The sequence below is a fragment of the Pantoea sp. SGAir0183 genome (genome assembly GCF_043545505.1).
Genome location: NZ_CP028053.1, coordinates 510,868 through 535,234, shown reverse-complemented (window position 1 = coordinate 535,234; position 24,367 = coordinate 510,868). Strand labels below are relative to the sequence as shown.

General features: G+C 54.5%; 23 protein-coding genes. 3 read left to right on the top strand and 20 right to left on the bottom strand.

The window, feature by feature from the left end; translation table 11 throughout:
• Nucleotides 1-219: 219 nt before the first annotated feature.
• The 5 genes from rplI to yjfP form a co-directional block, all read right to left on the bottom strand.
• Nucleotides 220-669: a 50S ribosomal protein L9 gene (gene rplI / locus C1N59_RS02580; RefSeq protein ID WP_006120926.1), complete on the bottom strand. Its 450-nt coding sequence runs from the start codon at nt 667-669 to the stop codon at nt 220-222.
• A 39-nt stretch (nt 670-708) separates the two neighbouring features.
• On the bottom strand, nt 709-936 hold the full coding sequence (rpsR, locus tag C1N59_RS02575; protein WP_000135199.1) for a 30S ribosomal protein S18: 228 nt from the start codon (nt 934-936) through the stop codon (nt 709-711).
• A gap of 4 nt (nt 937-940) precedes the next feature.
• Complete coding sequence (priB, locus tag C1N59_RS02570; protein ID WP_006120927.1) at nt 941-1,258, bottom strand: primosomal replication protein N; 318 nt, start codon at nt 1,256-1,258, stop codon at nt 941-943.
• A gap of 6 nt (nt 1,259-1,264) precedes the next feature.
• Entirely contained in the window at nt 1,265-1,660 is a 396-nt protein-coding gene (rpsF, locus tag C1N59_RS02565; RefSeq protein ID WP_006120928.1) for a 30S ribosomal protein S6, read from the bottom strand.
• A gap of 261 nt (nt 1,661-1,921) precedes the next feature.
• Nucleotides 1,922-2,671, bottom strand: coding sequence for an esterase (gene yjfP / locus C1N59_RS02560; protein WP_394550260.1), 750 nt, complete (start codon nt 2,669-2,671; stop codon nt 1,922-1,924).
• Nucleotides 2,672-2,825: 154 nt separating this feature from the next.
• On the opposite strand from yjfP, the gene C1N59_RS02555 reads away from it, so the two are divergent.
• Together C1N59_RS02555 and bsmA are read left to right on the top strand one after the other, a co-directional pair.
• On the top strand, nt 2,826-4,757 hold the full coding sequence (locus C1N59_RS02555) for a methyl-accepting chemotaxis protein (RefSeq protein ID WP_394550259.1): 1,932 nt from the start codon (nt 2,826-2,828) through the stop codon (nt 4,755-4,757).
• Between the two features lie 57 nt (nt 4,758-4,814).
• Nucleotides 4,815-5,141, top strand: a complete 327-nt coding sequence (gene bsmA / locus C1N59_RS02550) for a biofilm peroxide resistance protein BsmA (protein WP_283785748.1) — start codon at nt 4,815-4,817, stop codon at nt 5,139-5,141.
• On the opposite strand, the gene C1N59_RS02545 is transcribed toward bsmA, so the two are convergent.
• The 15 genes from C1N59_RS02545 to nnr form a co-directional block, all read right to left on the bottom strand.
• Entirely contained in the window at nt 5,115-6,743 is a 1,629-nt protein-coding gene (locus C1N59_RS02545) for an isovaleryl-CoA dehydrogenase (protein WP_394550257.1), read from the bottom strand. The two genes, bsmA and C1N59_RS02545, sit on opposite strands and share 27 nt — an antisense overlap.
• A gap of 84 nt (nt 6,744-6,827) precedes the next feature.
• A complete protein-coding gene (gene rlmB / locus C1N59_RS02540) occupies nt 6,828-7,562 on the bottom strand; it encodes a 23S rRNA (guanosine(2251)-2'-O)-methyltransferase RlmB (RefSeq protein WP_033740035.1) in 735 nt (244 codons plus the stop codon).
• Nucleotides 7,563-7,628: 66 nt separating this feature from the next.
• Entirely contained in the window at nt 7,629-10,064 is a 2,436-nt protein-coding gene (gene rnr, locus C1N59_RS02535) for a ribonuclease R (protein WP_006120935.1), read from the bottom strand.
• Nucleotides 10,065-10,080: 16 nt separating this feature from the next.
• Nucleotides 10,081-10,524 carry a nitric oxide-sensing transcriptional repressor NsrR gene (gene nsrR / locus C1N59_RS02530; RefSeq protein ID WP_054633015.1) on the bottom strand — a complete coding sequence of 148 codons (444 nt, stop codon included), beginning with the start codon at nt 10,522-10,524 and terminating at the stop codon, nt 10,081-10,083.
• A gap of 222 nt (nt 10,525-10,746) precedes the next feature.
• Nucleotides 10,747-12,045, bottom strand: coding sequence for an adenylosuccinate synthase (locus C1N59_RS02525; protein ID WP_033740036.1), 1,299 nt, complete (start codon nt 12,043-12,045; stop codon nt 10,747-10,749).
• Nucleotides 12,046-12,211: 166 nt separating this feature from the next.
• Nucleotides 12,212-12,412, bottom strand: a complete 201-nt coding sequence (locus tag C1N59_RS02520; protein ID WP_006120939.1) for a DUF2065 domain-containing protein — start codon at nt 12,410-12,412, stop codon at nt 12,212-12,214.
• Nucleotides 12,413-12,467: 55 nt separating this feature from the next.
• A complete protein-coding gene (hflC, locus tag C1N59_RS02515) occupies nt 12,468-13,472 on the bottom strand; it encodes a protease modulator HflC (RefSeq protein WP_006120940.1) in 1,005 nt (334 codons plus the stop codon).
• A gap of 3 nt (nt 13,473-13,475) precedes the next feature.
• The gene (gene hflK / locus C1N59_RS02510) at nt 13,476-14,708 is read right to left on the bottom strand and encodes an FtsH protease activity modulator HflK (RefSeq protein ID WP_054686976.1); all 1,233 of its coding nucleotides are present in this window, start codon (nt 14,706-14,708) and stop codon (nt 13,476-13,478) included.
• Nucleotides 14,709-14,885: 177 nt separating this feature from the next.
• Nucleotides 14,886-16,166: a ribosome rescue GTPase HflX gene (gene hflX, locus C1N59_RS02505; protein ID WP_054686974.1), complete on the bottom strand. Its 1,281-nt coding sequence runs from the start codon at nt 16,164-16,166 to the stop codon at nt 14,886-14,888.
• A gap of 75 nt (nt 16,167-16,241) precedes the next feature.
• Nucleotides 16,242-16,556 (bottom strand): RNA chaperone Hfq, encoded by a 315-nt coding sequence (gene hfq / locus C1N59_RS02500; protein WP_033740039.1) that lies wholly within the window; start codon nt 16,554-16,556, stop codon nt 16,242-16,244.
• Nucleotides 16,557-16,660: 104 nt separating this feature from the next.
• The gene (gene miaA, locus C1N59_RS02495) at nt 16,661-17,611 is read right to left on the bottom strand and encodes a tRNA (adenosine(37)-N6)-dimethylallyltransferase MiaA (RefSeq protein WP_006120944.1); all 951 of its coding nucleotides are present in this window, start codon (nt 17,609-17,611) and stop codon (nt 16,661-16,663) included.
• Nucleotides 17,604-19,448, bottom strand: a complete 1,845-nt coding sequence (gene mutL / locus C1N59_RS02490; protein WP_054686971.1) for a DNA mismatch repair endonuclease MutL — start codon at nt 19,446-19,448, stop codon at nt 17,604-17,606. The genes miaA and mutL overlap by 8 nt, the downstream gene beginning before the upstream one ends.
• Nucleotides 19,449-19,497: 49 nt before the next feature.
• Nucleotides 19,498-21,174 (bottom strand): N-acetylmuramoyl-L-alanine amidase AmiB, encoded by a 1,677-nt coding sequence (gene amiB / locus C1N59_RS02485; RefSeq protein WP_283785746.1) that lies wholly within the window; start codon nt 21,172-21,174, stop codon nt 19,498-19,500.
• On the bottom strand, nt 21,171-21,647 hold the full coding sequence (gene tsaE, locus C1N59_RS02480) for a tRNA (adenosine(37)-N6)-threonylcarbamoyltransferase complex ATPase subunit type 1 TsaE (protein ID WP_054633013.1): 477 nt from the start codon (nt 21,645-21,647) through the stop codon (nt 21,171-21,173). Before tsaE ends, amiB begins: the two co-directional genes overlap by 4 nt.
• Nucleotides 21,644-23,164: a bifunctional ADP-dependent NAD(P)H-hydrate dehydratase/NAD(P)H-hydrate epimerase gene (nnr, locus tag C1N59_RS02475; protein WP_394550256.1), complete on the bottom strand. Its 1,521-nt coding sequence runs from the start codon at nt 23,162-23,164 to the stop codon at nt 21,644-21,646. The genes tsaE and nnr overlap by 4 nt, the downstream gene beginning before the upstream one ends.
• On the opposite strand from nnr, the gene queG reads away from it, so the two are divergent.
• Nucleotides 23,163-24,302 (top strand): tRNA epoxyqueuosine(34) reductase QueG, encoded by a 1,140-nt coding sequence (gene queG / locus C1N59_RS02470; RefSeq protein WP_394550255.1) that lies wholly within the window; start codon nt 23,163-23,165, stop codon nt 24,300-24,302. The two genes, nnr and queG, sit on opposite strands and share 2 nt — an antisense overlap.
• Nucleotides 24,303-24,367: the final 65 nt, after the last annotated feature.

Below are 24,367 nucleotides of genomic sequence, written 5' to 3'. Positions count from 1 at the left end.
TGAGGGTTTAGCCGCACATATCATCGTCACCTTTTAATCGGCAAACAGCGCGTTGATCGCATGAGGACCGGGCTGTCCGGTACACCTTTATGTGATGGTGAAGATGCGGGTGCCGAGTGAAGAGGGATGTGGCCGGGCAGAAAAAGAAAGGGTATTAACGACTGAAAACAAAAACGCCGACACAAGTGTCGGCGTTCAGGTGCGGCAGGCTAATAAAAATTAACCTGCAACCACGTTCACGATCAGTTTCGCGAATACTTCGCTGTGAACCTGGAAGTCCACTTCGTGCTCACCGGTGGTGCGCAGAACGCCGTTCGGTAAACGAACTTCGCTCTTAGCAACGTCAACGCCAGCTGCAGTAACAGCGTCAGCGATGTCGCGGGTACCGATGGAACCGAACAGTTTACCTTCATCGCCTGCTTTAGACGTGATGGTAACAGTGCCCAGTGCGTTGATTTTTTCTGCGCGCGCGTTAGATGCTGCCAGAACGTCAGCCAGTTTGGCTTCCAGTTCTGCACGGCGTGCTTCGAAGAATTCAACGTTTTTCTTGGTAGCAGGAACAGCTTTACCCTGTGGAACCAGGAAGTTACGAGCGTAGCCCGCTTTAACGTTAACCTGATCACCCAGGCTGCCCAGGTTTGCTACTTTATCAAGCAGAATAACTTGCATTACCTTATCCTCTTAAAGTCGTTAATGGACAGTTGCCGATTACTGATGACGATCAGTGTACGGCAGCAGAGACAGGTAACGCGCGCGCTTGATAGCACGAGCCAGCTGACGCTGGTATTTTGCGCGAGTACCAGTGATACGGCTTGGTACAATCTTGCCGCTTTCAGTGATGTAGTTTTTCAGCGTTGCGATATCTTTATAATCGATCTCTTGAACGCCTTCCGCGGTGAAACGGCAGAACTTGCGACGACGGAAATAACGTGCCATTTGGCTAGTCTCCAGAATCTATCAATTCAATCTGCTCGGCATGTAACACCATTTTACTCTGACCATTTCGCGCCTGATGGCAGCTAATAAAGCCTTCGAGAATGAGTTGCGTGCCGACCGTTATATGTTGAGTAATCACCTGATGGGCGCTGCCGCTAAGAATAACAGGCATTCGACACCAGGCTTGCCGGTGAAATCCGGCTTCCATCTGCACCGAGTTGTGCTCAAGCACGAACTGACAGTGCGGAATTCCTGACGGGCTAATTTTTCGAACTGGCGTCTTACACACGGTGCCAGACAGGCGCAGCCGATTAACCGTCACGATGGATTACTCTTCAGAATCCCCAGCATCTGAGTCATCAGCGGATTCGTTAGCAAAATCTTCGCGGCGCTCACGACGCTCGTCTTTCGCTTTAACCATCGGTGATGCTTCAGTTACCGCGTTTTTAACGCGCATAACCATGCTGCGGATAACGGCGTCGTTGAAGCGGAAGTTCGTTTCCAGCTCGTCAATCACTTCCTGCGGCGCTTCTACGTTCATCAGAACATAGTGTGCTTTGTGCAGTTTGTTGATTGGGTAAGCCAGCTGACGGCGGCCCCAGTCTTCCAGACGGTGGATCGTGCCTTCTGCACCAGTGATAGCACCAGTGTAACGCTCGATCATGCCAGGAACCTGTTCGCTCTGGTCAGGATGAACCATAAATACGATTTCGTAATGACGCATCGAAATTGCTCCTTACGGATTATTCAGCCTCCTGTCAGGGTCAGCTGCGGCCCACGGAAGCAAGGAACGTTATAGGTTGTGAATCACCGAAATGACACACACCTCTGAATGCAGCTGAAAAATTGACTCGTAATCATACTGGCGTGTACGGACAAACTCAAGCGGGGATTTCATTTAAATCGGCGGGAGACCGCCCCGCTCCCGCGCTTATGTGTGAAAAGCAAGCACGGGCCAAAGCAAGAGGGCGGTTTCGTTAACGGATCAGAGTTGACGCTTAAAAAAGCTGACCAGCGCGGTCAGACCTGACGGCGTAATTTTGTGTCCAATATGCGTTTCGGACAGCGTGGTCAGATGGGCATCAAGCCCCTTTTCGCGTAATGCCCGATCCAGGCGCTGAGTTTCAGCAAAAGGCACCACTTCATCGGCATCACCGTGCCATAACAAAAGTGGCCGGTTCGCCAGGTTCTGCAGCCGGGCTGAAGGATCATAGTCCGCCAGCGACGCCATACGTGCTGTGAACTGGGCTTTCTGTTCTTCGTTCGTTACCACCACGGGCGGAAACAACGTATGACTGAGCTGCATAAAGTAGCCCGATCCCATCATGCAGGCGACGCTGTGAATGTGTGCGTAGCGCGCCATAATCCCCAGCGCCGTCATGCCTCCCATTGAGGCGCCAGCAACGGCAAAGCGCGCATCGGCAATCAGATCGTCGGCACGTAAGGCGGCCTCGATAGCCGGAAATTCATCAATGTTCTGTTTGAGGATGTCCCAGAAATGGCGCAACCGTGTCTCGGCATCACCGTTATAACGCGCACCGTGCATGTCGGCATCGGGCATAACGGCACGGAAGCCTGCCTGCGCCAGCGCAACGGCAAAGTAAGCGTACACCTCTTTGGATGAGGTAAACCCGTGATAGAAAACGAGGGTGGGTAAGCGCTGGCGACGCTGACCCGCAGGCGCAGCATGCAGGCACTCGATTCCTGCAAACCTTTCCGTGGTGAGCTCTATCATTTTTTCTCCTGTCCGACGACAAATTGAGACGACATATTAGGGGGTTAATGTAATTCCGCGCTTCACAACATCATAAAGGCAATAATTTCTTAACTAAACATTTGCGCCGCGCTGCCGTTGTTAGTGCATATTTGACAAAAAATAAAGGTACTTTATGAAACGTTTCTCTCTCAGCAGAACAAGCCTTGGAGTGAAGCTGTGCGCCATAACTTCATTAAGTGTAGGCGTTTTATTGTTAGTTTTGACGCTGATTCAAAGTCAAAATGCTTCACGCCAGTTAGAAAGTCTCGCCATGGATGACATGGTCAATCAGGTGCAGGGCATTACTGAAATGGCGTCCATGTTTAACGCGACGCTGACGCAGGAAGTGGGCAATTATACTCAACTGTTTGTCAGCTTTTTGCCTAAGCGTTTCAGCCGCGATGAAACTTCACGTATTCAGGTGGGCGAGTTTTCAACACCGACTCTGCGCGCCGGGCTCAAAACGCTGAACCTCGATCAAATTGCCGTAGATGATTTTACGGATCGTACGTCGGCCGTCGCCACAATCTTTGTGCGTGATGGTGATAATTTCATTCGTGTTTCCACCTCGCTGAAAAAAGAAGATGGCAGCCGGGCCATTGGCACCCAGCTTGATCGGACCAGTGGGGCCTGGAAAAAAGTGACGCAAGGCGAGATCTACCGTGGACTGGCCACCCTGTTTGGTCACCGTTATATCACGCAGTATCAGCCCGTTAAAGACGACAGCGGTACCGTGATTGCCATTATTTTTGTTGGCGTACAGATCGATAAACAGTACGGCCTGATGCGCGAAAAAGTGCTGGCACGTCGTCTGGGCGACAGTGGGCATTTCTACGTGTTAAACGGCACGCCAGGTGCTATGCAGGGGCAGTACCTGTTTGATAAACAGGCTGAAGGTAAACGTCCCGACTGGCAGGAGGGCGTGCTGAACGCGATGCTGACGCAGCCTGAGGGCGTACAGCAAGCCGATATTGATGGGGAAACCAAAATGCTGGCCTGGCAACAGTTGCCTGGCTGGAACTGGATTGTGGTCGGTGAGGTCAACCGCGACAGCCTGCTGGCACCGGTGATTCACAGCCGCAATATGTTCCTCATAACCGGCCTGATTCTGGTCTTGCTGTTTGCGCCGTGTTTTGTCTGGTACAGCCGTCGTGCCATTACGCGTCCGTTACAGCAGGTCATCCATTTGGCTGAGCAATACGCGGCCGGTAACTTACTGGTTCATCTGGCTACGACGCGCCACGATGAAGTGGGTCAGCTGATTAATGCCATTAACGGGATTGGCGAAGGGCTGGAGAAAATAGTCGCGCAGGTTCGCCGTGCCGCGCAGGAAATCAGCGATGGCACGGATACCATTGCCGCCAGCAGTCACAACATCAGTGAGCAAATTGGGCGCCAGGCAAGCAGCGTTGAAGAGACATCGGCCAGCATGGAACAGTTTGGTGCGACCGTTGAGCATACCGCCGACAGCCTGCGTCAGGCCATGTCGCTGGTAGCCGAGGCCAGCAGTATTGTGGATAACGGCAACCAGACGGTCACCCGTTCGGTCAACACCATGTCCGCCATCAACGTTTCGTCGCAGAGCATCGCTGACATTACGCACGTTATTGAGTCCATTGCCTTCCAGACCAATATTCTGGCGCTGAACGCCGCGGTGGAAGCCGCCCGGGCGGGTGAGCACGGGCGCGGCTTCGCCGTCGTTGCCGCCGAAGTACGGGCGCTGGCACAGCGTTCCGCCCAGGCAGCAAAAGAAATTGATACGTTGATTGCGACCTCAATACGTCATGTTGCTGAAGGCCATGCATTGTCGGAACAAACCCGCGATGCGATGAGCGAAATTGTGACGCATATTGAGCAGGTTCAGGCGTTAATGGGTGAAATTAACGTCGCCGCACAACAGCAAACGGCCGGCATTGGCCAGGTTAACCTGGCGATGAATCAGATTAGCCAGGCCACGCATCAGAACAGTGAACTGGTTACGCAGGCAGAACAGACAGCCCAGAGCCTGAGTGATAAAGGCCACCACCTGACGCAGCTTGTCAGCGTTTTCTCGATTAAGTCGTGATGATCGTGGGGCGGTGGCTTACACTTATCCTGTTAAGGTGACTTTCAAGGATTAGCTATGCGTTATGTTGCGTTACTGACGTTGAGTCTGTTGTTGAGTAGCTGCGCGGCGTTTCAGGAGACGCCGAAAGCCCCGCCCGCGCCAACGGCTCAGGCGCAGTCGATTACCCGCGCGCAAAGCTATGGTTTACCGAAGCTCGGTACGATTAGCGCCAGCGTGAGAGGCTCACCAGATGACGCGGAGCGGGCGATTGCTGCGCGCGCGAATCAGGCAGGCGCCGTTTATTATCAGATTCTGATGGTCGACGAAACGATAACGCCTGGCATCTGGTATACCACCGCGATCCTCTACGGTGCCTCACCGGCCACTGGCGCGCGCCAGTAGGCGATCGGCCAGCGCCGCATCGATAGTGGGGTCGCCCCGCGTATCCAGCCACTGGCCGCACCAGGCATCCGCCAGTCGCGGTTCAGCGTGGCGTAACAGCTGAACCGCTGTGGCCAACTGCAGGATGTCCTGTGTTAACGTCCGCGCCTGGGCTTCATCGTGTTTGCCCAGGCGCAGCTTCAGTTGACGCCAGCGTCTGTCGAAGTGGCGGTTAACGCCCTTTACCTCATCACATTCCCGAATTAACGCTTCCACGATGCCGCTCTTTTTGCTTATCACACGCAGAACGTCCAGACACATCACATTGCCTGAGCCTTCCCAGATGCTGTTAACGGGCATATCACGGTAAAGCCGGGGCAGTTCGCTTTCCTCGCAGTAGCCATTCCCTCCCAGCATTTCCATGGATTCCGCTACAAACGGCATGCCCGCTTTGCAAATCACAAACTTCACCGCGGGGGTTAACAGCCGGGCAAACGCCGCCTGATTCGCGTCATCCGCCTGCGACCAGGCACGCGCCAGCCGCATCAGTAAGGCCGTTTGCCCTTCCAGTTGTAGCGCCTGACGCGCTAACACCTGACGCATCAGGGGCTGATCCACCAGATTTTTCCCCATCACCTGGCGCTGGTGGGCATGGTAAAGGGCGACGGAGAAGGCCCGGCGCATTTGTCCGTGGCTGCCCAGCGCACAGTCAAAGCGCGTCATGCCGGCCATTTTCAGGATCAGGCGCACGCCTTCGCCCTCTTCACCCAGCAGCCAGCCGGTTGCGTCTTTGAACTCCACTTCACTACTGGCATTGGCGCGGTTACCGAGTTTGTCTTTTAAGCGCTCAATGAAAATGGCGTTATGTGACCCGTCCGGCAGCAGGCGAGGCAGAAAGAAACAGCTGAGTCCCTGCTGCGTTTGCGCCAGGATGACGTGGGCATCGCTTTGCGGTACAGAGAAAAACCATTTATGGCCGATGAGGCGATACGCTTCGCCACTTCCCCGTCCCTGCAGCGGCTCTGCGCGCGTGGTATTCGTCAGCACATCGCTGCCGCCCTGCTTTTCAGTCATCCCCATGCCGATCAACAGTCCACGCTTCTGATCGCCCGGCATCGCATGTGTGTCGTAACGATCGCTGAGTAATGGCTCAAGCCAGCCCCGAAACGCGGTGGGCAGATAGCGTTGCAGCAAGGGAATCGCGGCGTGCGTCATCGTCACCGGGCAAAGCGTGCCGGCCTCAACCTGGGCATGCAAAATAAACCGGGCCGCGCGCGCCACGCTGGCGTTTGGCTGTACATCAGGCTGCCAGCTGAGATTATGCAGACGGCTGCTGCACACGCCCTGCATCAGCAGATGCCAGGCAGGATGAAAGCGCACGTCATCCACTCTTATGCCGCGCGCATCATAGCGGTGAAGTTCAGGAGGACAGGTATTCGCAAGCCGCCCCAGCTCCAGCGACTCTGCACTGCCCAGTTGACTGCCTACCGATGCCAGCCAGTCGCTGTCCCATCCGCCGCCTTCACGCAACAGCGCGTCACATAACGGCACGTCAGACAGAAACAGGTTGCTGTTACTGAGAGGAGAAGGTTGATTAAACACGGTGTGAGTTGTCCAGGTCATAACGGCTCCTCGCGATATCACTCACTCAGTATGTAAGGTGAGTGGCCATTATGACCGGACAGAAAACCTAATTTGCGGCGGCGATCACGCGTTGCGCTGACGCACCGCCTCAAACAAACAGACGCCCGTTGCGACTGAAACATTGAGCGAGGAAACGCTTCCTGCCATTGGAATGCTGATCAGTTCGTCACAGTGCTCACGTGTCAGGCGGCGCATGCCTTCGCCTTCCGCGCCCATGACCAGCGCCATCGGGCCTGTCATCTTACTTTGATAAACGGTGTGGTCGGCTTCACCAGCGGTACCCACAACCCAGATGTGATATTCCTGTAGCAGACGTAAGGTACGCGCCAGATTCGTGACCCTGATTAACGGGATGTTTTCCGCTGCACCGCTGGCCACTTTTTTAGCGGTTGCGTTCAGGGGCGCAGAGCGATCTTTCGGCACGATAACGGCATGTACCCCCGCCGCGTCGGCACTGCGCAGGCAGGCACCCAGGTTATGCGGATCGGTGACGCCGTCCAGCACCAGCAGGAAGGGTTTCTCCAGGCTCTGCAGCAGATCCGGCAGATCGCCCTCCTGATACTGCCGACCCGGCTTAACACGTGCCACGATGCCCTGATGTACGCCGCCTTCGACCTGGCTGTCCAGCCATTTGCGGTCGGCCAGCTGAATGACGATCCCTTGAGCTTCCAGCGCGGTCACCAGCGGTTGCAGGCGACGATCGTCGCGGCCTTTGAGAATAAAGACTTCCTGGAAACGTTGTGGGTCACGTTCCAGCAACGCCTGCACGGCATGGATACCAAAAATAATTTCGCTCATCAATCTGCTCAGTGGTTGGAAATAAATGGATAACAGCCCCTGCGCGAACGCAGAGGCCTGGGCGCATCAGGCAGGCTTCGCCTTCTTCGCGGCGCGCTTCGCCTTAGTGGCGGCGGCGATTTTACGGGTTTTCTCCGAAACTTTTTTACTTTTTTTCTCAGTCTTTGCCGCAGCAGGCTTGCTGCCACTCTTGCGGAAAGCGGAATCCGGTTCAAAGTTGGTTTTACGGCTGGCCTGGCGACGGCGTTTGGTTGGTGCTTTACCGTCCCGCTTCGCCTTGTCACGTTCGGTTTTCCCTTCGCCGCGCACCTGACGCTTGCTGGAGATCAACGCAAAGTCAATCTTGCGCTCGTCCATATGGACCGCTTCAACACGTACTTCAACCGCATCACCTAAGCGATACGTGCGTCCACCGGATTCACCGATCAACCGCTGCCCCACCGGATCAAAGCGGTAGTAATCATTGTCCAGTGTCGACACATGCACCAGGCCGTCGATAAACAGATCGCTGAGACGGACAAAGAAGCCAAAGCCGGTAACGCTGGAGATGACACCATTGAAGACATTACCGACCTGATCCTGCATAAAGTCACATTTCAGCCAGTCGGCGACATCGCGGGTGGCTTCGTCGGCACGACGCTCGGTCATGGAACAGTGCTGGCCCAGTTGCAGCATCTGCTGCATATCGTAGTGATAACCGCCCGTTGGTGTCGTCAGGCCTTTCACGTCGCCCTGCTCTTTAGCCAGCAAATACTTGATGGCGCGGTGCAGGAGTAAATCCGGATAACGGCGGATGGGTGAAGTGAAGTGAGCATATGACGCCAGCGCCAGGCCAAAGTGCCCACGGTTTTCCGGGTCGTACACCGCCTGTTTCATGGAGCGCAGCAGCATGGTTTGCAGCATTTCCGCATCCGGACGATCGGCAACCTGCTCCAGCAACGCGGCGTAGTCGACAGGCTGCGGTTTATTGCCTCCTGGCAAACTCAGGCCAAGTTCATTTAATACGGTGCGGAAACTTTTGATGCTGTCGTCGCTGGGGCGATCGTGATCGCGGAACAGCGCAGGCTCCTGATTCTTCTCCACGAAGCGGGCAGAGGCAATGTTTGCCAGAATCATGCACTCTTCAATCAGCTTGTGGGCGTCATTGCGCGAGGTGCGTTCAACGCGTTCGATGCGGCGTTCAGCGTTGAAAATGAACTTCGCTTCTTCTGTCTCAAAGGAGATACCACCTCGTTCTTCGCGGGCGGTTTCCAGCACCTGGTACATGTTGTGCAGTTCCTGCAGGTCTTTGACCAGCGGCGCGTACTGCTCACACAGCTCCGGGTTGCCTTGCAGAATATTCCACACTTTGGTGTAGGTCAGACGCGCATGAGAGTTCATCACCGCTTCATAGTGTTTAAAGCCGGTGAGTTTACCTTTTGCCGATACGGTCATTTCGCACACCATACACAGGCGGTCGACCTGAGGATTCAGCGAGCACAAGCCGTTCGACAGCACTTCCGGCAGCATTGGCACTACCTGCGAAGGGAAATATACCGATGTCCCGCGCTGCTGCGCTTCGTTATCCAGCGGTGTGCCGGGGCGAACATAGTAACTGACGTCCGCAATGGCCACCCACAGACGCCAGCCACCTCCACGCTTTTTCTCGCAGTAAACCGCGTCATCAAAATCGCGGGCATCCTCACCGTCGATAGTGACTAACGGCAACTGGCGCAGATCGACACGGCCTTTTTTCGCCGACTCCGGCACCTCTTCACTCAGCTTGCTCACCTGAGCTTCAACCTCTGGCGGCCAGCTGTGCGGAATTTCATGGGTGCGCAGCGCCATATCCACGGCCAGGCTGGTGCCCATATCATCGCCCAGAATCTCGGCGATTTTACCGATTGCCTTCGAACGGCGGGTTGGACGTTGTAAAAGCTCAACGACCACGACGGACCCCATGCGGGCATTCATGGTTTCTTCAGGCCCGATCAGAATATCGAAGCTCAGACGACTGTCGTCGGGCACAACAAAGCCAACGCCGGCATCAGTGAAATAACGGCCGACGATTTGATTATTGCGCGGTTCCTGAACCCGAACGACACGCGCTTCGCGGCGACCTTTTCGATCGGCCCCCAGCGGTTGCGCCAGGATGACATCGCCATGCATACAAAATTTCATCTGTTCGGCAGAAAGATACAGATCGTCTTTTTGCCCTTCAACGCGTAAAAAGCCATAGCCATCGCGATGACCAATGACCTTTCCACGCAGCAGATCAAGACGTTCAGGCAGGGCATAACACTGGCGGCGGGTGAAAACTAACTGGCCATCACGTTCCATTGCACGTAAACGACGGCGTAAGGCTTCGAGGTGTTCTTCTTCCTGCAAATTCATTTCTTGTGCCAGCTCTTCGCGGCTGGCAGGTTTTTCGCGTTTTTCTAATAAAGCCAGAATAAATTCACGGCTTGGAATAGGGTTTTCGTACTTTTCAGCTTCTCTGTCCAGAAAAGGATCTTTTGACATTACGGTTCCTCCGATGTCATTGAGTATTCATTGCCACCGGCGGTTCAGACAATACAATTTCATATAAAGGCGTATTACCTTCCACTAAATCTGCCAGCGTATAGCCGTCCAGTTCTTTTAAAAATAACTGTACGGCATCATGTAAGGCCTGCTTAAGGCGACAGGCAGGCGTGATAGCGCACCGGGCGCAGTCAACCAACTGCAAAGGTTCCATTTTGCGAACCACATCACCAATGATGATATTTCCCGGAGGCATTCCCAGACGAATGCCCCCATTTTTGCCACGTATGGCCGCAACAAACCCAGCACGACTAAGTTGATTGATAATTTTGACCATATGATTACGCGACACGCCATACGTATCGGTGACCTCTGTAATACTGGTTAGTCTGCCTTCCGGCAGCGTGGCCATATAAATCAACGCCCTCAGGCCGTAGTCGGTAAAACTAGTTAGCTGCACAGTGACCTCAGTCAATCATTCGGTGGCACCTGTATGCTCGCCCGTCCTGTTGTTTATTTCAATATTGAACTGGTTCTGACGTATTTCGCTACGATGATAAACCAGAGTGTTGGCGGCTGTGTATTTTTTTCAGCCAGTGTAGAGTTGGACAAGCGAAGGGAGTTTTAGTGGCATTAAATCACATAAAAAACAAAGGCCGGACATTGTCCGGCCAGATGATGATTACGCGCTGAATGGGTCACGCAGAATCATTGTCTCGCTACGATCAGGGCCGGTTGAAATAATATCAATCGGAACACCGGTCACTTCTTCTACACGTTTGATGTAGTTGCGCGCCGCCTGAGGCAGGCCTTCCAGCGTTTTAACGCCAAAAGTGGTTTCGCTCCAGCCCGGCAGAGTTTCATAGATCGGCTCAATGCCTTCCCAGTTCTCAGCAGCCAGCGGCGTAGTGGTGACTTCACTGCCGTCAGGCATGCGATAAGCCACGCAAATTTTTACTTCTTTCAGACCATCCAGTACGTCCAGCTTGGTCATACAGAAACCAGACAGTGAGTTGATCTGCACCGCACGGCGGACCGCAACGGCATCCAGCCAGCCCGTACGACGACGGCGGCCTGTAGTGGCACCAAATTCGTTACCTTGCTTGCAAAGGAACTCACCGGTTTCATCGAACAGCTCGGTAGGGAACGGACCCGCACCCACACGCGTTGAGTAGGCTTTAACAATACCCAGTACGTAATCGACAAAACGCGGGCCGATACCTGAGCCTGTCGCCACGCCACCGGCGGTGGTGTTGGACGAGGTCACATAGGGATAGGTACCGTGATCGATATCCAGCAGTGTTCCCTGCGCGCCTTCAAACATAATCAGATCGCCACGCTTACGCGCCGTATCCAGCAGTTCAGACACATCGACCACCATGCCGGTCAGGATGTCGGCAACCGCCATGACATCGTTCAGCACTTTATCGTAGTCGACGGCTTCTTCTTTGTAATAATTCACCAGCTGGAAGTTATAGAGATCCATCACTTCTTTCAGCTTGGCAGCAAAGGTTTCTTTGTTGAACAGGTCGCTGACGCGCAGTGCACGACGGGCAACTTTGTCTTCGTAAGCCGGTCCGATGCCACGGCCCGTCGTCCCGATCGCTTTTGCACCGCGCGCTTTTTCGCGCGCCATGTCCATGGCGACATGGTATTGCAGGATCAGCGGACAGGCTTCAGAAATCAGCAGACGTTCGCGTACGGGAATCCCACGCTCTTCCAGGCCTTTCATCTCTTTCATCAATGCTTCAGGAGAGAGAACCACGCCATTACCAATGATGCTGGTAACGTTATCACGCAGGATGCCAGAAGGGATTAAGTGGAGAACGGTTTTTTCACCGTTGATGACAAGTGTATGGCCCGCATTGTGGCCGCCTTGATAACGCACCACGTAGTTAGCGCGCTCAGTCAGAAGGTCTACAATCTTACCTTTACCTTCGTCACCCCATTGGGTGCCCAGTACGACGACGTTCTTACCCATTTCTCAAAATCACCGATTGCTTAAAAAAGGATTCTACCATCTGATTTTATGGTTTTCAGCACTTTTAGCACACGATTGCGCGCTTTTTTGCCTGCGTTTTGATCACTACTACATCCAGGGGGTAAACACGACTTCAGATACCACACAGACGGCGAGCGCCATCTTATCAGGCTTCGCCATGCAGCCGCAGCATGCAGTAAATCACCACGCCGGCGACCACTAATCCCCCACCAAAACGGTGTAAAAGCCGATCGGGCAACTGGGTCATGCTCAACACTACGCGCCGCCACAGCCGTGGCATAAACATCGGCCCCAGTCCCTCGAGCACTAAAACCAATGCCAGTGCCATCCAGATATTTACGTTCATTCCGCATCCAAAAAAAAGGCCGACAACATTGTCGGCCTGTCAGTTATATCAGTTCTTAGCGCGTGGCGTTAGACGGTGCCTTCATATAGCGGAAGAAGTCACTATCCGGGCTCAACACCATCACGTCCTGATTTTCGTTGAAGCTGTTTTCATAAGCACGCAGGCTGCGGATAAAGGCGTAGAAATCCGGATCCTGACTGAAAGCATTCGCAAACAGTTTTGCCGCTTCTGCATCGCCATCACCGCGGGTAATCAGGGCTTCACGCTGGGCTTCTGCCAGCGTACGGGTAACCTGATAGTCAGCCTGAGCACGCAGTTTTTCCGCCTCTTCCTGGCCTTGTGAACGCTGGCTACGCGCAACCGCTTCACGCTCGGCGCGCATACGGTTAAAGATCGCATCTGAGACTTCCGTCGGCAGATTGATCTGCTTGATCCGCACGTCAACAACCTGAATCCCTAACGCCGCCATACTGTTTGGATTTGGCGCAGGTTCACTGCTGTTGGTTTCCCGTTCAACCCGTGCCGCTGCGCTGGCGATAGCATCATCTGCGGCTGGCGTAGACACGTCATCGTCACCGCCTGCCGTACCGGTATTCAGCGCATCACGGACATCCGTGGTCAAACGACCACGAGAATCGGTCACGATGTCTTTCACGTCGAGACGGCCCATTTCTGAACGTAAACGGTCACTGAATTTACGCTTCAGCAGCACTTCGGCCTGAGACACATCCCCGCCACCGGTTGCCAGGTAGTAGCGACTGAAATCGCTGATGCGCCACTTAATGTAAGAGTCGACAATCAGATCTTTCTTCTCTTTGGTCACGAAGCGATCGGCCTGGTTATCCATGGTCTGGATACGCGCATCCAGCATTTTAACCGTTTCGATAAACGGAATCTTGAAATGCAGACCCGGTGCAAAAACCTGAGGCTTGTTTTCGCTGTCGCGCAGGACTTTACCAAAGCGCAGAACAATACCGCGCTCACCTTCCTGTACCACGAAGAGCGACGCATAAATGGCGACCAACGCGATAATAATGACAACTATGACTGGCTTACGCATTGATTACTCTCTCCCTTCGCGCTGGGTATCGTTGCGCAGAGCGTTGGCTCGACGCTGATCCATGATGCTGTCTGGACTGTATGACGACGTGTCCGTGCGGCTTGCACTCCGATCGGAAAGTGACGGCAATGCTGCGCTGCTCTTTTGCCCGTTCTTCGCAGAGGAAGACTGATCACCACGCATCAGTTGATCGAGAGGCAGAACCATCAGGTTGTTACCACGATCGTTCACCAGCACTTTACGTGTATGACTCAGAACACGCTCCATGGTCTCAATGTACAGACGCTCTTTGGTAATTTCCGGCGCGGCTTTGTATTCTGGTAAAAGCTTGGCAAAACGCGCCACTTCACCCTGTGCTTCCAGCACCGTGCGCTCTTTATAAGCACGTGCTTCTTCCAGCACACGCTGCGCACGACCGTTAGCCCGCGGCTGAACTTCGTTCGCATAGGCTTCCGCTTCACGCACATACTGCTCACGGTTTTCACGCGCGGCAATCGCATCATCAAACGCTGACTTCACCTCTTCAGGAGGACGCGCCGCCTGGAAGTTAACGTCAAGCACCGTGATGCCCATATGGTACGGGCGAATGGTTTCGTCGATTTCGCGCTGCGTTTCGCTACGCACGACCGTACGACCTTCTGTCAGAATACGATCCATGGTAGAGCGACCAATTACGCCGCGCAGCGCACTGTCCGTTGCCTGACGCAGGCTGTCGTCCGGGCTGGTAACAGAGAACAAATAGCGTTCCGGATCGGTTACGCGGTACTGCACGTTCATCTCCACGCGCACGACGTTTTCATCAGAAGTCAGCATGACACCCGATGCCGCCAGTTCACGCACGGCTTCGACATTCACGGCGCGGACCTGATCGATAAAGGTGGGCTTCCAGTTCAGGCCTGGCTCAACGATGTGGCTGAACTTACCAAAGCGCGTGACAACACCGCGTTCCGCTTCTTTGATCGTATAAAATCCGCTTGCTGCCCAGATCACCACTGCCGCAACAGCGACAATGCCAAAAAGTTTGCCGCTACCGCCGGAACTGCGCTGACCATTGTCACCTTTATTGCCGCCGCCGAATCCGCCAAGCTTTTTACTCAGCTTGCGGAAGATATCATCCAGATCAGGAGGCCCAGATTCCTTACCTCCCTTATTCCCCCCAGAGTTGCCGCCTTGATTATTGCTGCTTCCCCACGGGTCGCGGTCCTGTCCGTTATTTCCGGGCTGATTCCACGCCATGTCATTACTCCATTTATAGTTTTAGCGGCTTACCCTTGTGATTTTCCGTTGTGGCGGCACTGGCTGCGTCTGTGTTCCCGACTCGCCGACCCGATGAAGAGAGTGGCCGTCGGGAAATATGTCAACTAACGCCGCGCAACAACATAAAATCGTCAGGGTAAGTTCGGTTTGGCAATCTCAAACAATATAACTGGTCAGCGACGGCTCCTGCTTGCATAAGCGGTGCCAGTCAACAATCGGCATTCGCACATGCAACCCCACACTGCCGTCCTCTTCGTTCCACTCTTTTTCAATCGCCTGCAACTGATAGAAACGGCTGCGTAAGCGCCCCGCATCCGGTGGCAAACGTAAATCGTACTGGGCTATCTCACCCGACAGACGCTCGGACAGCGCCTGCCATAACAGCGGAATCCCCGCCCCCGTCTGCGCAGAGAGCCATACTCGCACCGGCAGGTTATTTTCGTCACGGTCAATGCGCGGTTCAAAACCGTCCAGCATATCGATCTTATTCATGATCAGTAACGCGGGAATTTCATCGGCTTCGATTTCTTCAAGCACCTCATTGACAGCATCTATGTTTTCATTGACCCGCACGTCGGCTGAATCGATCACATGCATCAGCAACGTGGCCTGGCGGGTTTCCTGCAAGGTAGCTTTAAATGCGGCCACTAAATCATGCGGCAGATGGCGGATGAAGCCGACGGTATCGGCCAGCACAACTTCACCGACATCGGCAACATTCAGGCGACGCAGCGTGGGATCCAGCGTGGCAAACAGCTGATCCGCGGCATAAACGTTGGCAGAGGTGATGGCGTTAAAAAGGGTAGACTTGCCGGCGTTGGTGTAACCCACCAGCGAGACAGTCGGCACATCGGCTTTAGCGCGCGCCTGTCGTCCCTGCTCGCGCTGTTTTTCAACGCGTTCCAGACGTGACAAAATCTGGCTGATACGGCCACGCAATAAACGGCGGTCGGTTTCTAACTGCGTTTCACCCGGGCCACGCAGGCCGATACCGCCTTTCTGGCGTTCAAGGTGCGTCCAGCCTCTCACCAGGCGTGTTGCCAGGTGACGCAACTGCGCCAGCTCAACCTGCAATTTCCCCTCATGGGTACGTGCACGTTGGGCAAAAATATCAAGAATCAGGCCAGTGCGGTCGATAACACGGCACTCGCACAGGCGCTCAAGATTACGTTCCTGAGCGGGCGTTAAGGCATGATCGAAAAGGACGACCGATGCTCCACTTGTTTTTACCGCATCGGCAATTTCAACGGCTTTTCCTTCACCGACAAAATACTTGGGATGTGGCGCTTTACGACTGCCGGTGACAACCTGCAGTGCTTCAACGCCAGCAGAAGAAACCAGGGTTTCGAATTCCTGTAAATCTTCGAGCTCTTTGTCTTGGGAGAACCAGATGTGTACCAGTACGGCCTGCTCACCGGCATCATAACGGTCAAACAAGCTATAACCTCGCTTATATAAAAAGACCAGGACGGAAAACCTGAGGCTTTCCAGTCCTGGTTAAACGGTGCCGCCTTACTCTGCGTTATCACCGTCTTGTTGTGGCTGCGACTGAGCAGACGTATTGCTGCCGCCGTGATGGTAATTGTTGTTGCTGCCACCGCCGGTATTGTTGCTATGGTGAGAAACCGGACGTGAAGGCACAACAGTAGAGATGGCATGCTTATACACCATCTGACTTACCGTGTTTTTCAACAAAATAACGAACTGATCAAAGGATTCAATCTGACCTTGCAGCTTGATACCGTTGACCAAATAGATCGAAACCGGAACACGTTCACGACGCAGTGCGTTCAGAAACGGGTCTTGTAATGATTGCCCCTTAGCCATTCTATCTTTTCCTTATATGCTTGTTGTTTGTTGCTTGTAGAACACAGTGGTTCTGAAAAAAACTGCGTAAAAATTTGCGCACGTAACTTGCCAATTGTACACAATCACCCATGCTTCGCACTAACAACCTGAAGTACTGTATCACGCGCTAAGTGAGGTTCATCACTGTCTAACCAGTGAATGTTCTCCCAGCCACGTAACCAGGTCATCTGCCGTTTAGCGAGTTGCCGGGTTGCGCAAACTCCCCGATAAACCATTTCGTCGTAGTCGATCTCGCCCGCTAAATAAGACCACATCTGGCGATAGCCGACACAACGAATGGAAGGCATATCCGTATGCAAATCACCTCGTGCAAACAGGGCCCGAGACTCCGCTTCAAATCCTGACGCCAACATCTGGTCGAAACGCAACGCGATGCGTTGATGCAACAGCTCGCGGCTCGCGGGGGCGATAGCAAACTGGTGAACATCGTAAGGGAGCGCTTCGCCGGAAATTTTAGTCAGTTCCGTTAAAGTTTTACCCGAAATAAAAAAAACTTCCAGTGCTCGCGAAAGTCTCTGCGGATCATTCGGATGAATACGACTGCCTGCGACCGGATCAATTTCGCAAAGTTGACGATGTAAAGCTTCCCAGCCTTTTTCACTCGCCATTTGCTCTATTTTTTGGCGGACATCCGGATCGGCCGAGGGCAGCGGCGACAATCCTTCAAGTAACGCCTTGAAGTAGAGCATAGTTCCACCAACAAGCAACGGAATTCGTCCATGCTGAACGATATCCGCCATTTCTGCTAACGCGTCTCGCCGAAACTCCGCTGCCGAATAGGCCTCAGCAGGATCGCGAATGTCCAGCAAACGATGGGGTGCCAGCGCCAGCTCCTCCGCAGAAGGCTTCGCCGTACCGATGTTCATCTCTCGATAAATCAGAGCAGAATCTACGCTGATCAGTTCCACCGGCAACTGTTTACGCAGCTCAATCGCTAATGCGGTTTTGCCTGACGCTGTCGGCCCCATCAAAAAAATCGCCTTTGGCCGGCCAGCCTGGTTTAATTCACTCATGCTTCAACGCGTTTATCGCGCTCTCAATCTCGATGGCTTGCAACAAGCCTGAAGGTGGCGATTTCAGCAGCTGTGGACAAAGCCTTTCCAGCTCCGTCAACAGCGTAATCGCCTGGGAGTGATTCCAGTTCTGAGGCTCTGCATCCTCTCGTCGCGCCAGCCACTGGGCCAGCTGCGTCGCAGAGTTCTCTTGCTGTCGGGCGAGATAGCCTAACAGTTCAGGAATCAAGATTTGTAAATTTTGTGTTCGTAACGGTAAAGGCACGGCGCGCAAGATAATGTGGTCGCCCTCCGGATGCAAATCAATGCCCATCTGGTTAAGCAGACTGAGATTGTCCTGTGCCGCCTTGCGCTCTGCCGAGGCGATTTTTAACCGCACAGGAATCAAAAGCGGTTGTGCTTTTAATCCGCCTTCCTGAGGCTCTAACTGGGCCTGTTTTAACCACCGCGCCGCCACGGGCAGGGCTAATAGCAGTAAAGTCTGGTCCTGCTCCAGCACGGCATACTGATCCGCCAGCACCGTCAGTACGCGACCAAAACTGTGCAGATGCGCTTTCACAGGCGCTGGCGTAATCGTCGCCTCACGTGGCGGCGAGACCGGCGCTTTTGCCGCAGTGGCAGGAGGGGCTGCGGTATCCAGCAACTGCTGATAAACCTTGCCTTCACGCGGGCGATAACCCGGCTCTTTACTTTGCCAACCCGCCCCACCGGTTGTGCCACCACTGTTACGCGGCGTTGCCGCAGGCTGGCTGAAATGATTGCCGCCTGCGGCCTGGCGGTTTTCCTGTTGCCAGCGTGGTGCAGGCTCCTCCGCCTGTACGGCTGGCAGAACGGACGCCGCACTTTCCTGCAAGACGCTCATGACACCCTGGTAGATAAAATCATGCACCAGACGTGACTGATGAAAACGCACCTCATGTTTTGCCGGGTGGACGTTGACGTCGACCTGGTGAGGATCGATCGTCAGATAAAGCACATAGGCGGGCTGTTGATCGTCCTGCAACTGGCTCTGAAACGCCTGCCGGATGGCATGGTTAATGAGCTTGTCACGCATCATGCGGCCATTAACATAACAGTACTGGATGTCGCTGATCTGACGAGAGCCGGCGGGATCGGCAACCCAGCCGCGCAGAGCTAAATCGTCATGCTGCCAGTCAATCCGCAGTGCGTGCTGCATGAAGGTCGTGCCACAAATCGCGCCAAGGCGACGTTCACGCTGGCGCTCATCGTTAACCGCCCGGTACTGACGCATCAGCTTGCCGTTATGGTTCAGAGAAATCGCCACGTCAAACCGCGCCAGCGCAATGCGACGGATGACTTCATCAATATGACCAAACTCGGTTTTCTCAGTACGCATAAACTTGCGGCGCGCTGGCGTATTGTAAAAAAGGTCAAGGACTTCCAGCGTCGATCCACAGGGATGCGCGGCAGGCTTGAGGGTCACCTGCATATCACGGCCTTCCGCGTACGCCTGCCAGGCTTCGCTTTGTTCGGCCGTGCGCGACGTCAGCGTCAGGCGGGAAACCGAGCTGATACTGGCCAGCGCTTCCCCACGGAACCCCAGGCTCATAATGGCTTCCAGATCGTCCAGTGATGCAATTTTGCTGGTTGCATGGCGAGCCAGCGCCATCGCGAGTTCATCTTTTGCGATACCACAGCCGTTATCGCGGATGCGGATGAGTTTTGCACCGCCCTTTTCGATATCCACATCTATTCGCGTTGCCCCCGCATCAAGGCTGTTTTCCACCAGTTCCTTCACAACCGATGCGGGACGCTCAACCACTTCTCCGGCGGCAATCTGGTTAGCGAGTTGCGGCGGTAAAATTTGTATTGGCATGCGGGATATCCTTGTAGCTGGTTGCCCGGCCTGCTGGCCGGGCCCACAATCAGGATGCAGGGATTTTCAGGTTTTGACCCAACATCACGTTGGTTGATTTCAGGTTATTCGCCTGAAGGATCGATTTCGGGCTGACACCGTAATGGGCGGCGATGCTGCTCAGTGAATCACCACGAACCACCTTATGTCGGATCGGGCGACGGGGAGTCGTTGCAGCTGGCGTTGTCCTGCTGGCTACCGCGCTGGCAGGCACTTTCAGTCGCTGTCCCACCCAGACGACATCGCGCTTCAGGGTATTCATCTGCCGTAACGTTGCCATACTTACGCCATATTTTGCTGCAATACCGGACAGCGTCTCTCCACGTGTCACGGTATGCCGTTGCACAGCGCCCGTATACTGCGTCTCACCGGTAGCCGGATTACTGGCTACGCTGACCGCTGGCGACGAGCCCAGCGGCCGGTTTTCCTCCTTTGGGACCGATTGTAGCGGGTGCGCCAGGAAATAAGCGCGCAGTCCTTTATATATTGACTGTGCAATCTTATCCTGGTGTGCGCTACTGCCGAGCAGTCGCTCCTCCGAGGCATTACTGATAAATCCGGTTTCCACCAGAAGCGACGGAATATCCGGCGAACGCAACACGCCAAGGCTGGCATGCTCCGGTAAACGTTTGTGTAACGACGTCACACCGCGCAACTGTTGGATGACTTTCACCGCAATGTCATATCCGACGCGCTGCGAGTGACCAAACTGGAGATCAAGCACCGCCTGGCTCAGATAAGGATCGGCCTGGCTGTTGGCCAGTAAATCGCCAGCCCCGCCCAGGAGTTCAGACTGTTTCTCTTTTTGCTCCAGCCAGTTCGCCATCTCACTGTTTGCACGACGGTTAGACAAGACCCAGACCGAGGCACCTGTGGCCGCATGGCTGGGGGCAGCATCCGCATGGATAGAGACCAGCACGTTGGCATTCGCTTTACGCGCCACGTCTGACCGGCCCATCACTGAAATAAAGTAGTCGCCATCACGCGTCAATACACCTTTAAACATCGGATCATTGTTTAAAAGCACTTTCAATTTACGCGCAATCGCAATAGTGACGTTTTTCTCTTTCAGGCCGTGCTGCCCAATTGCGCCGGGATCCTGACCGCCATGTCCCGCATCAATGGCGACAATCACCGTATCGTTGCGGCTGGACGTGCCACCCGGTACGGCCGTGCTGTTGGTATTGGTTACCGTAGTGACCGGATTCGCATTGAACGGATTGCTGGCATTGCGTTGTCGCGTTCGGGTGGGCTGGGATTCTGCCACGGCAGCAGTTGCGCTGCGCGTAACGGCGGGATGCTTACCCTGAATAGTAAAGACAACGCTGTAATTGCTGCCATTGCGCTGTGTCACTGCGCGGGTTTTTCCCGACTGCGTTAGCTCAAAAACCAGCCGGATACTTTGTTTATCTTTTGGCGTGCTGGTACGAATGCGCTTTACGATGTTATCGCCGCTAAACGTTAAGGGTAGCCCTTTAATCACGCCACTTTGACGGATATCCAGAACAACGCGGTCGGGATTATGTAGGGGAAAATAGGCATAAACCGGCTGGCCAGAAAAGCTGAGCGTTACTGTCGCCTGGTTCCCGCCATTTGATACCTGAATGTCCGATAAATTAGCGGCAAATAGCGGACCCGCAACCAGTAGCAATCCTGCCACGATAACTGTTTTCATCCATGACATCATGCCGGTGCCCTGCCTTGTTCGATCTGCGTCACCCAGCGCTGTCCCTGTTCGGAATGTGCCACCAGTTCGGCCTCGCGTGCCTCATTGACATAACGCAGCGTTAAGGCGATATCCGGGGGAGGCAAAATACCGGCCCCCTGTTGCGGCCACTCCACCAGACAAATCGCGTCATTGGTGAAGTAGTCACGAATCCCCATGAACTCAAGTTCTTCCGGATCGGCAAGGCGATAAAGATCAAAATGATAGACAGCCCGCCCGTCCAGAACATACGGCTCAACCAGCGTATAGGTCGGACTTTTCACATTGCCCACGTGGCCGGATGCCTGTAAGAAACCGCGGCTGAATGTGGTTTTTCCCGCACCGAGGTCGCCGTAAAGATAGATAACCGCCGCCTTGCCACAGGCATGCGCCAGTTGAGCACCCAGGTCGAGTGTTGCCGCCTCAGTGGGCAAAGGTATAACACAGCTCTTCATGCTTCTTGATTCATCTCTGGATTAACAAACTGCCACAGCAGATCAAATAAGTCTGATGCCAGCATACCGCGCGTGCCCCATAGTGCCGCTCGCTTATCAGCGGCAGCACCGTGAGCGACACAACCTGCGCAGGCAGCATCAAACAGCGCCAATTTTTGTCCCATCAACGAGGCAATAATACCGGTGAGCACATCACCCATACCACCCGATGCCATTCCTGCATTACCCACATCGGCAAAAGCCATCTGACCACTTTCACTGGCAATAATGGTGCCGGCGCCTTTTAAGACCACGACACCACCATAGCGTTTCACCAGTTCCTGTGCAGCATGTAAGCGGTCACTTTCAATTTCGCTGGTTTTAACACCCAGCAAGCGAGCCGCTTCGCCTGGATGCGGCGTTATAATGCGATTCTGACGTTTCTCTGCCTTTATTGCCAGCAAGTTAAGCGCATCAGCATCCCAAAGCATCGGCTTTTCAGCGCTTTTAACCTTCTCCAGTGCATTCTGGCCCCATTCACGCTGTCCCAGCCCCGGTCCAATCGCAATGACATCCGCCCAGGCGATGCCGTCATCCAGGCGCGTATCCGACAGCTCGTCCACCATCACTTCCGGGCGCGCGGTAAGAATGGGCGCAATATTATCCTTGTGAGTAAGTACTCGCACCAAGCCGCTACCGGTGCGTAGCGCTGCTTCCGCAGACATCCGAATAGCGCCCGCGGTTCCACTGTCCCCACCAATAATCAGCAGGCGGCCCTGATCACCTTTATGGGAGGTCGCCTTACGCGGCTTAAGCCACTGGCGTAAACTGTGTGCATCGTATCGGGCCATGGGGGGCTGCTGTGCTGCCAGAAAGTCGTGTAAACCCAGACCGGCGAAATAAAGTTGTCCGACACAATCCCGTGCTTTACCGGTGAGCTGTCCGGGTTTTAACGCGATCACGCTCACCGTATGCGTGGCTTCTGTCGCCTCACCCGGCGTCGTGCCGTTTTCTGCCGACAGGCCGGATGGCATATCGATGGCCACGACCGGCGCGCTATGCTCATTGATCTGTGCAATCAGGGTGGATAAAGGCTCAACCGGCGCCCGTGAAACGCCAGTGCCTAACAACGCGTCTACGATCACGTCGACGTTTTCAGGCCAGGCGGCGTCGGGCGCGTGAATTTCGCCGCCCGATTCAAGCCATCCGTCTCGCGCAGTACGCGCTTCGTCGGGTAAAGGTTTACTGCCATCGCACGCCAGCAACGTCACCTGTTTACCTGCAGCCTGAGCCAACCGGGCAACAACGTAGCCATCGCCTCCGTTGTTGCCGTGACCGCACAACACCAGCCAGTGCTGAGCTTCTGGCCAGTGCGCCATAATATGTTCATATACCGCCTGACCTGCACGTAACATCAGCTCGTAGAGCGTAATGCCCAGCGCATCTGCCCCCTCGCGCTCAAGTTGTTTCAGCGCCTGCGCAGGCCAGACAGAGTGTGGTAAACTGCCGCGGTTTCTCTTCGGATTCTGGTTAGTCATGTCATACCCTCTGGATCTTGATCAACTCGCTCAACACATTAAGCAGTGGGGACGCGATCTGGGCTTTCAGCAGGTCGGTATTACCGATACCGATCTCAGCGCAGAAGAACCGCGCCTGCAAGCCTGGCTGGATAAGCAGTACCATGGCGAAATGGAATGGATGGCCCGCCATGGAATGATGCGCGCACGTCCGCATGAACTGCTACCCGGCACGCTGAGGGTGATCAGCGTTCGCATGAACTACTTGCCCGCGAAAGCCGCGTTTGCCAGCACGCTGAAAAACCCACAGTTGGGTTATGTCAGCCGTTACGCGCTGGGCCGCGATTACCACAAAGTATTGCGCAATCGCCTGAAAAAGCTTGGAGAAATGATCCAGATGCACTGTGGCGAAAGCCAGTTTCGCCCGTTTGTGGATTCTGCGCCGCTGCTTGAACGCCCGCTGGCGGCGAAAGCCGGACTGGGCTGGACCGGTAAACATTCACTGATTCTGAATCGTGAAGCCGGTTCGTGGTTTTTTCTGGGTGAACTGCTGATCGATCTGCCCCTTCCCATCGATACACCGCAGGAAGAACAGTGTGGGCGCTGCGTTGCCTGCATGACCATTTGCCCGACGGGCGCGATTGTTGAGCCCTATACCGTCGATGCGCGACGTTGCATTTCCTACCTGACGATCGAACTCGAAGGAGCTATACCGGAGGAGTTTCGGCCGCTCATGGGAAACCGGATTTATGGCTGTGACGACTGCCAGTTGATTTGCCCTTGGAATCGCTATGGGCAGTTGACTGACGAAGCCGATTTTTCGCCCCGCGCCGCGCTGCATGCCCCAGAGTTAACCGCGCTGTTTCAGTGGGATGAAGCTAAATTCCTGCGCATTACTGAAGGGTCCCCTATTCGGCGCATTGGTTATCAGCGCTGGTCCCGTAATATTGCCGTCGCGCTGGGCAATGCCCCCTGGCATACAGAGATCCTTAGCGTCCTTAAGCAACGACGTGGCGAAAGCGATCTGCTGGACGAACATATTGAGTGGGCCATCACGCAGCAGTTACATAAGCGAAAAGCGCTGGCGATCGATGTTCAACCCGCGCAGCAAAAACGGCTGGTGAGAATCATTGAAAAGGGATTACCACGTGATGCCTGATTGCGCAACTGTCCAGAAGGCGCGGATTTCCACATCCTGTGAATAAAAATAAAAACGCGTTGTCA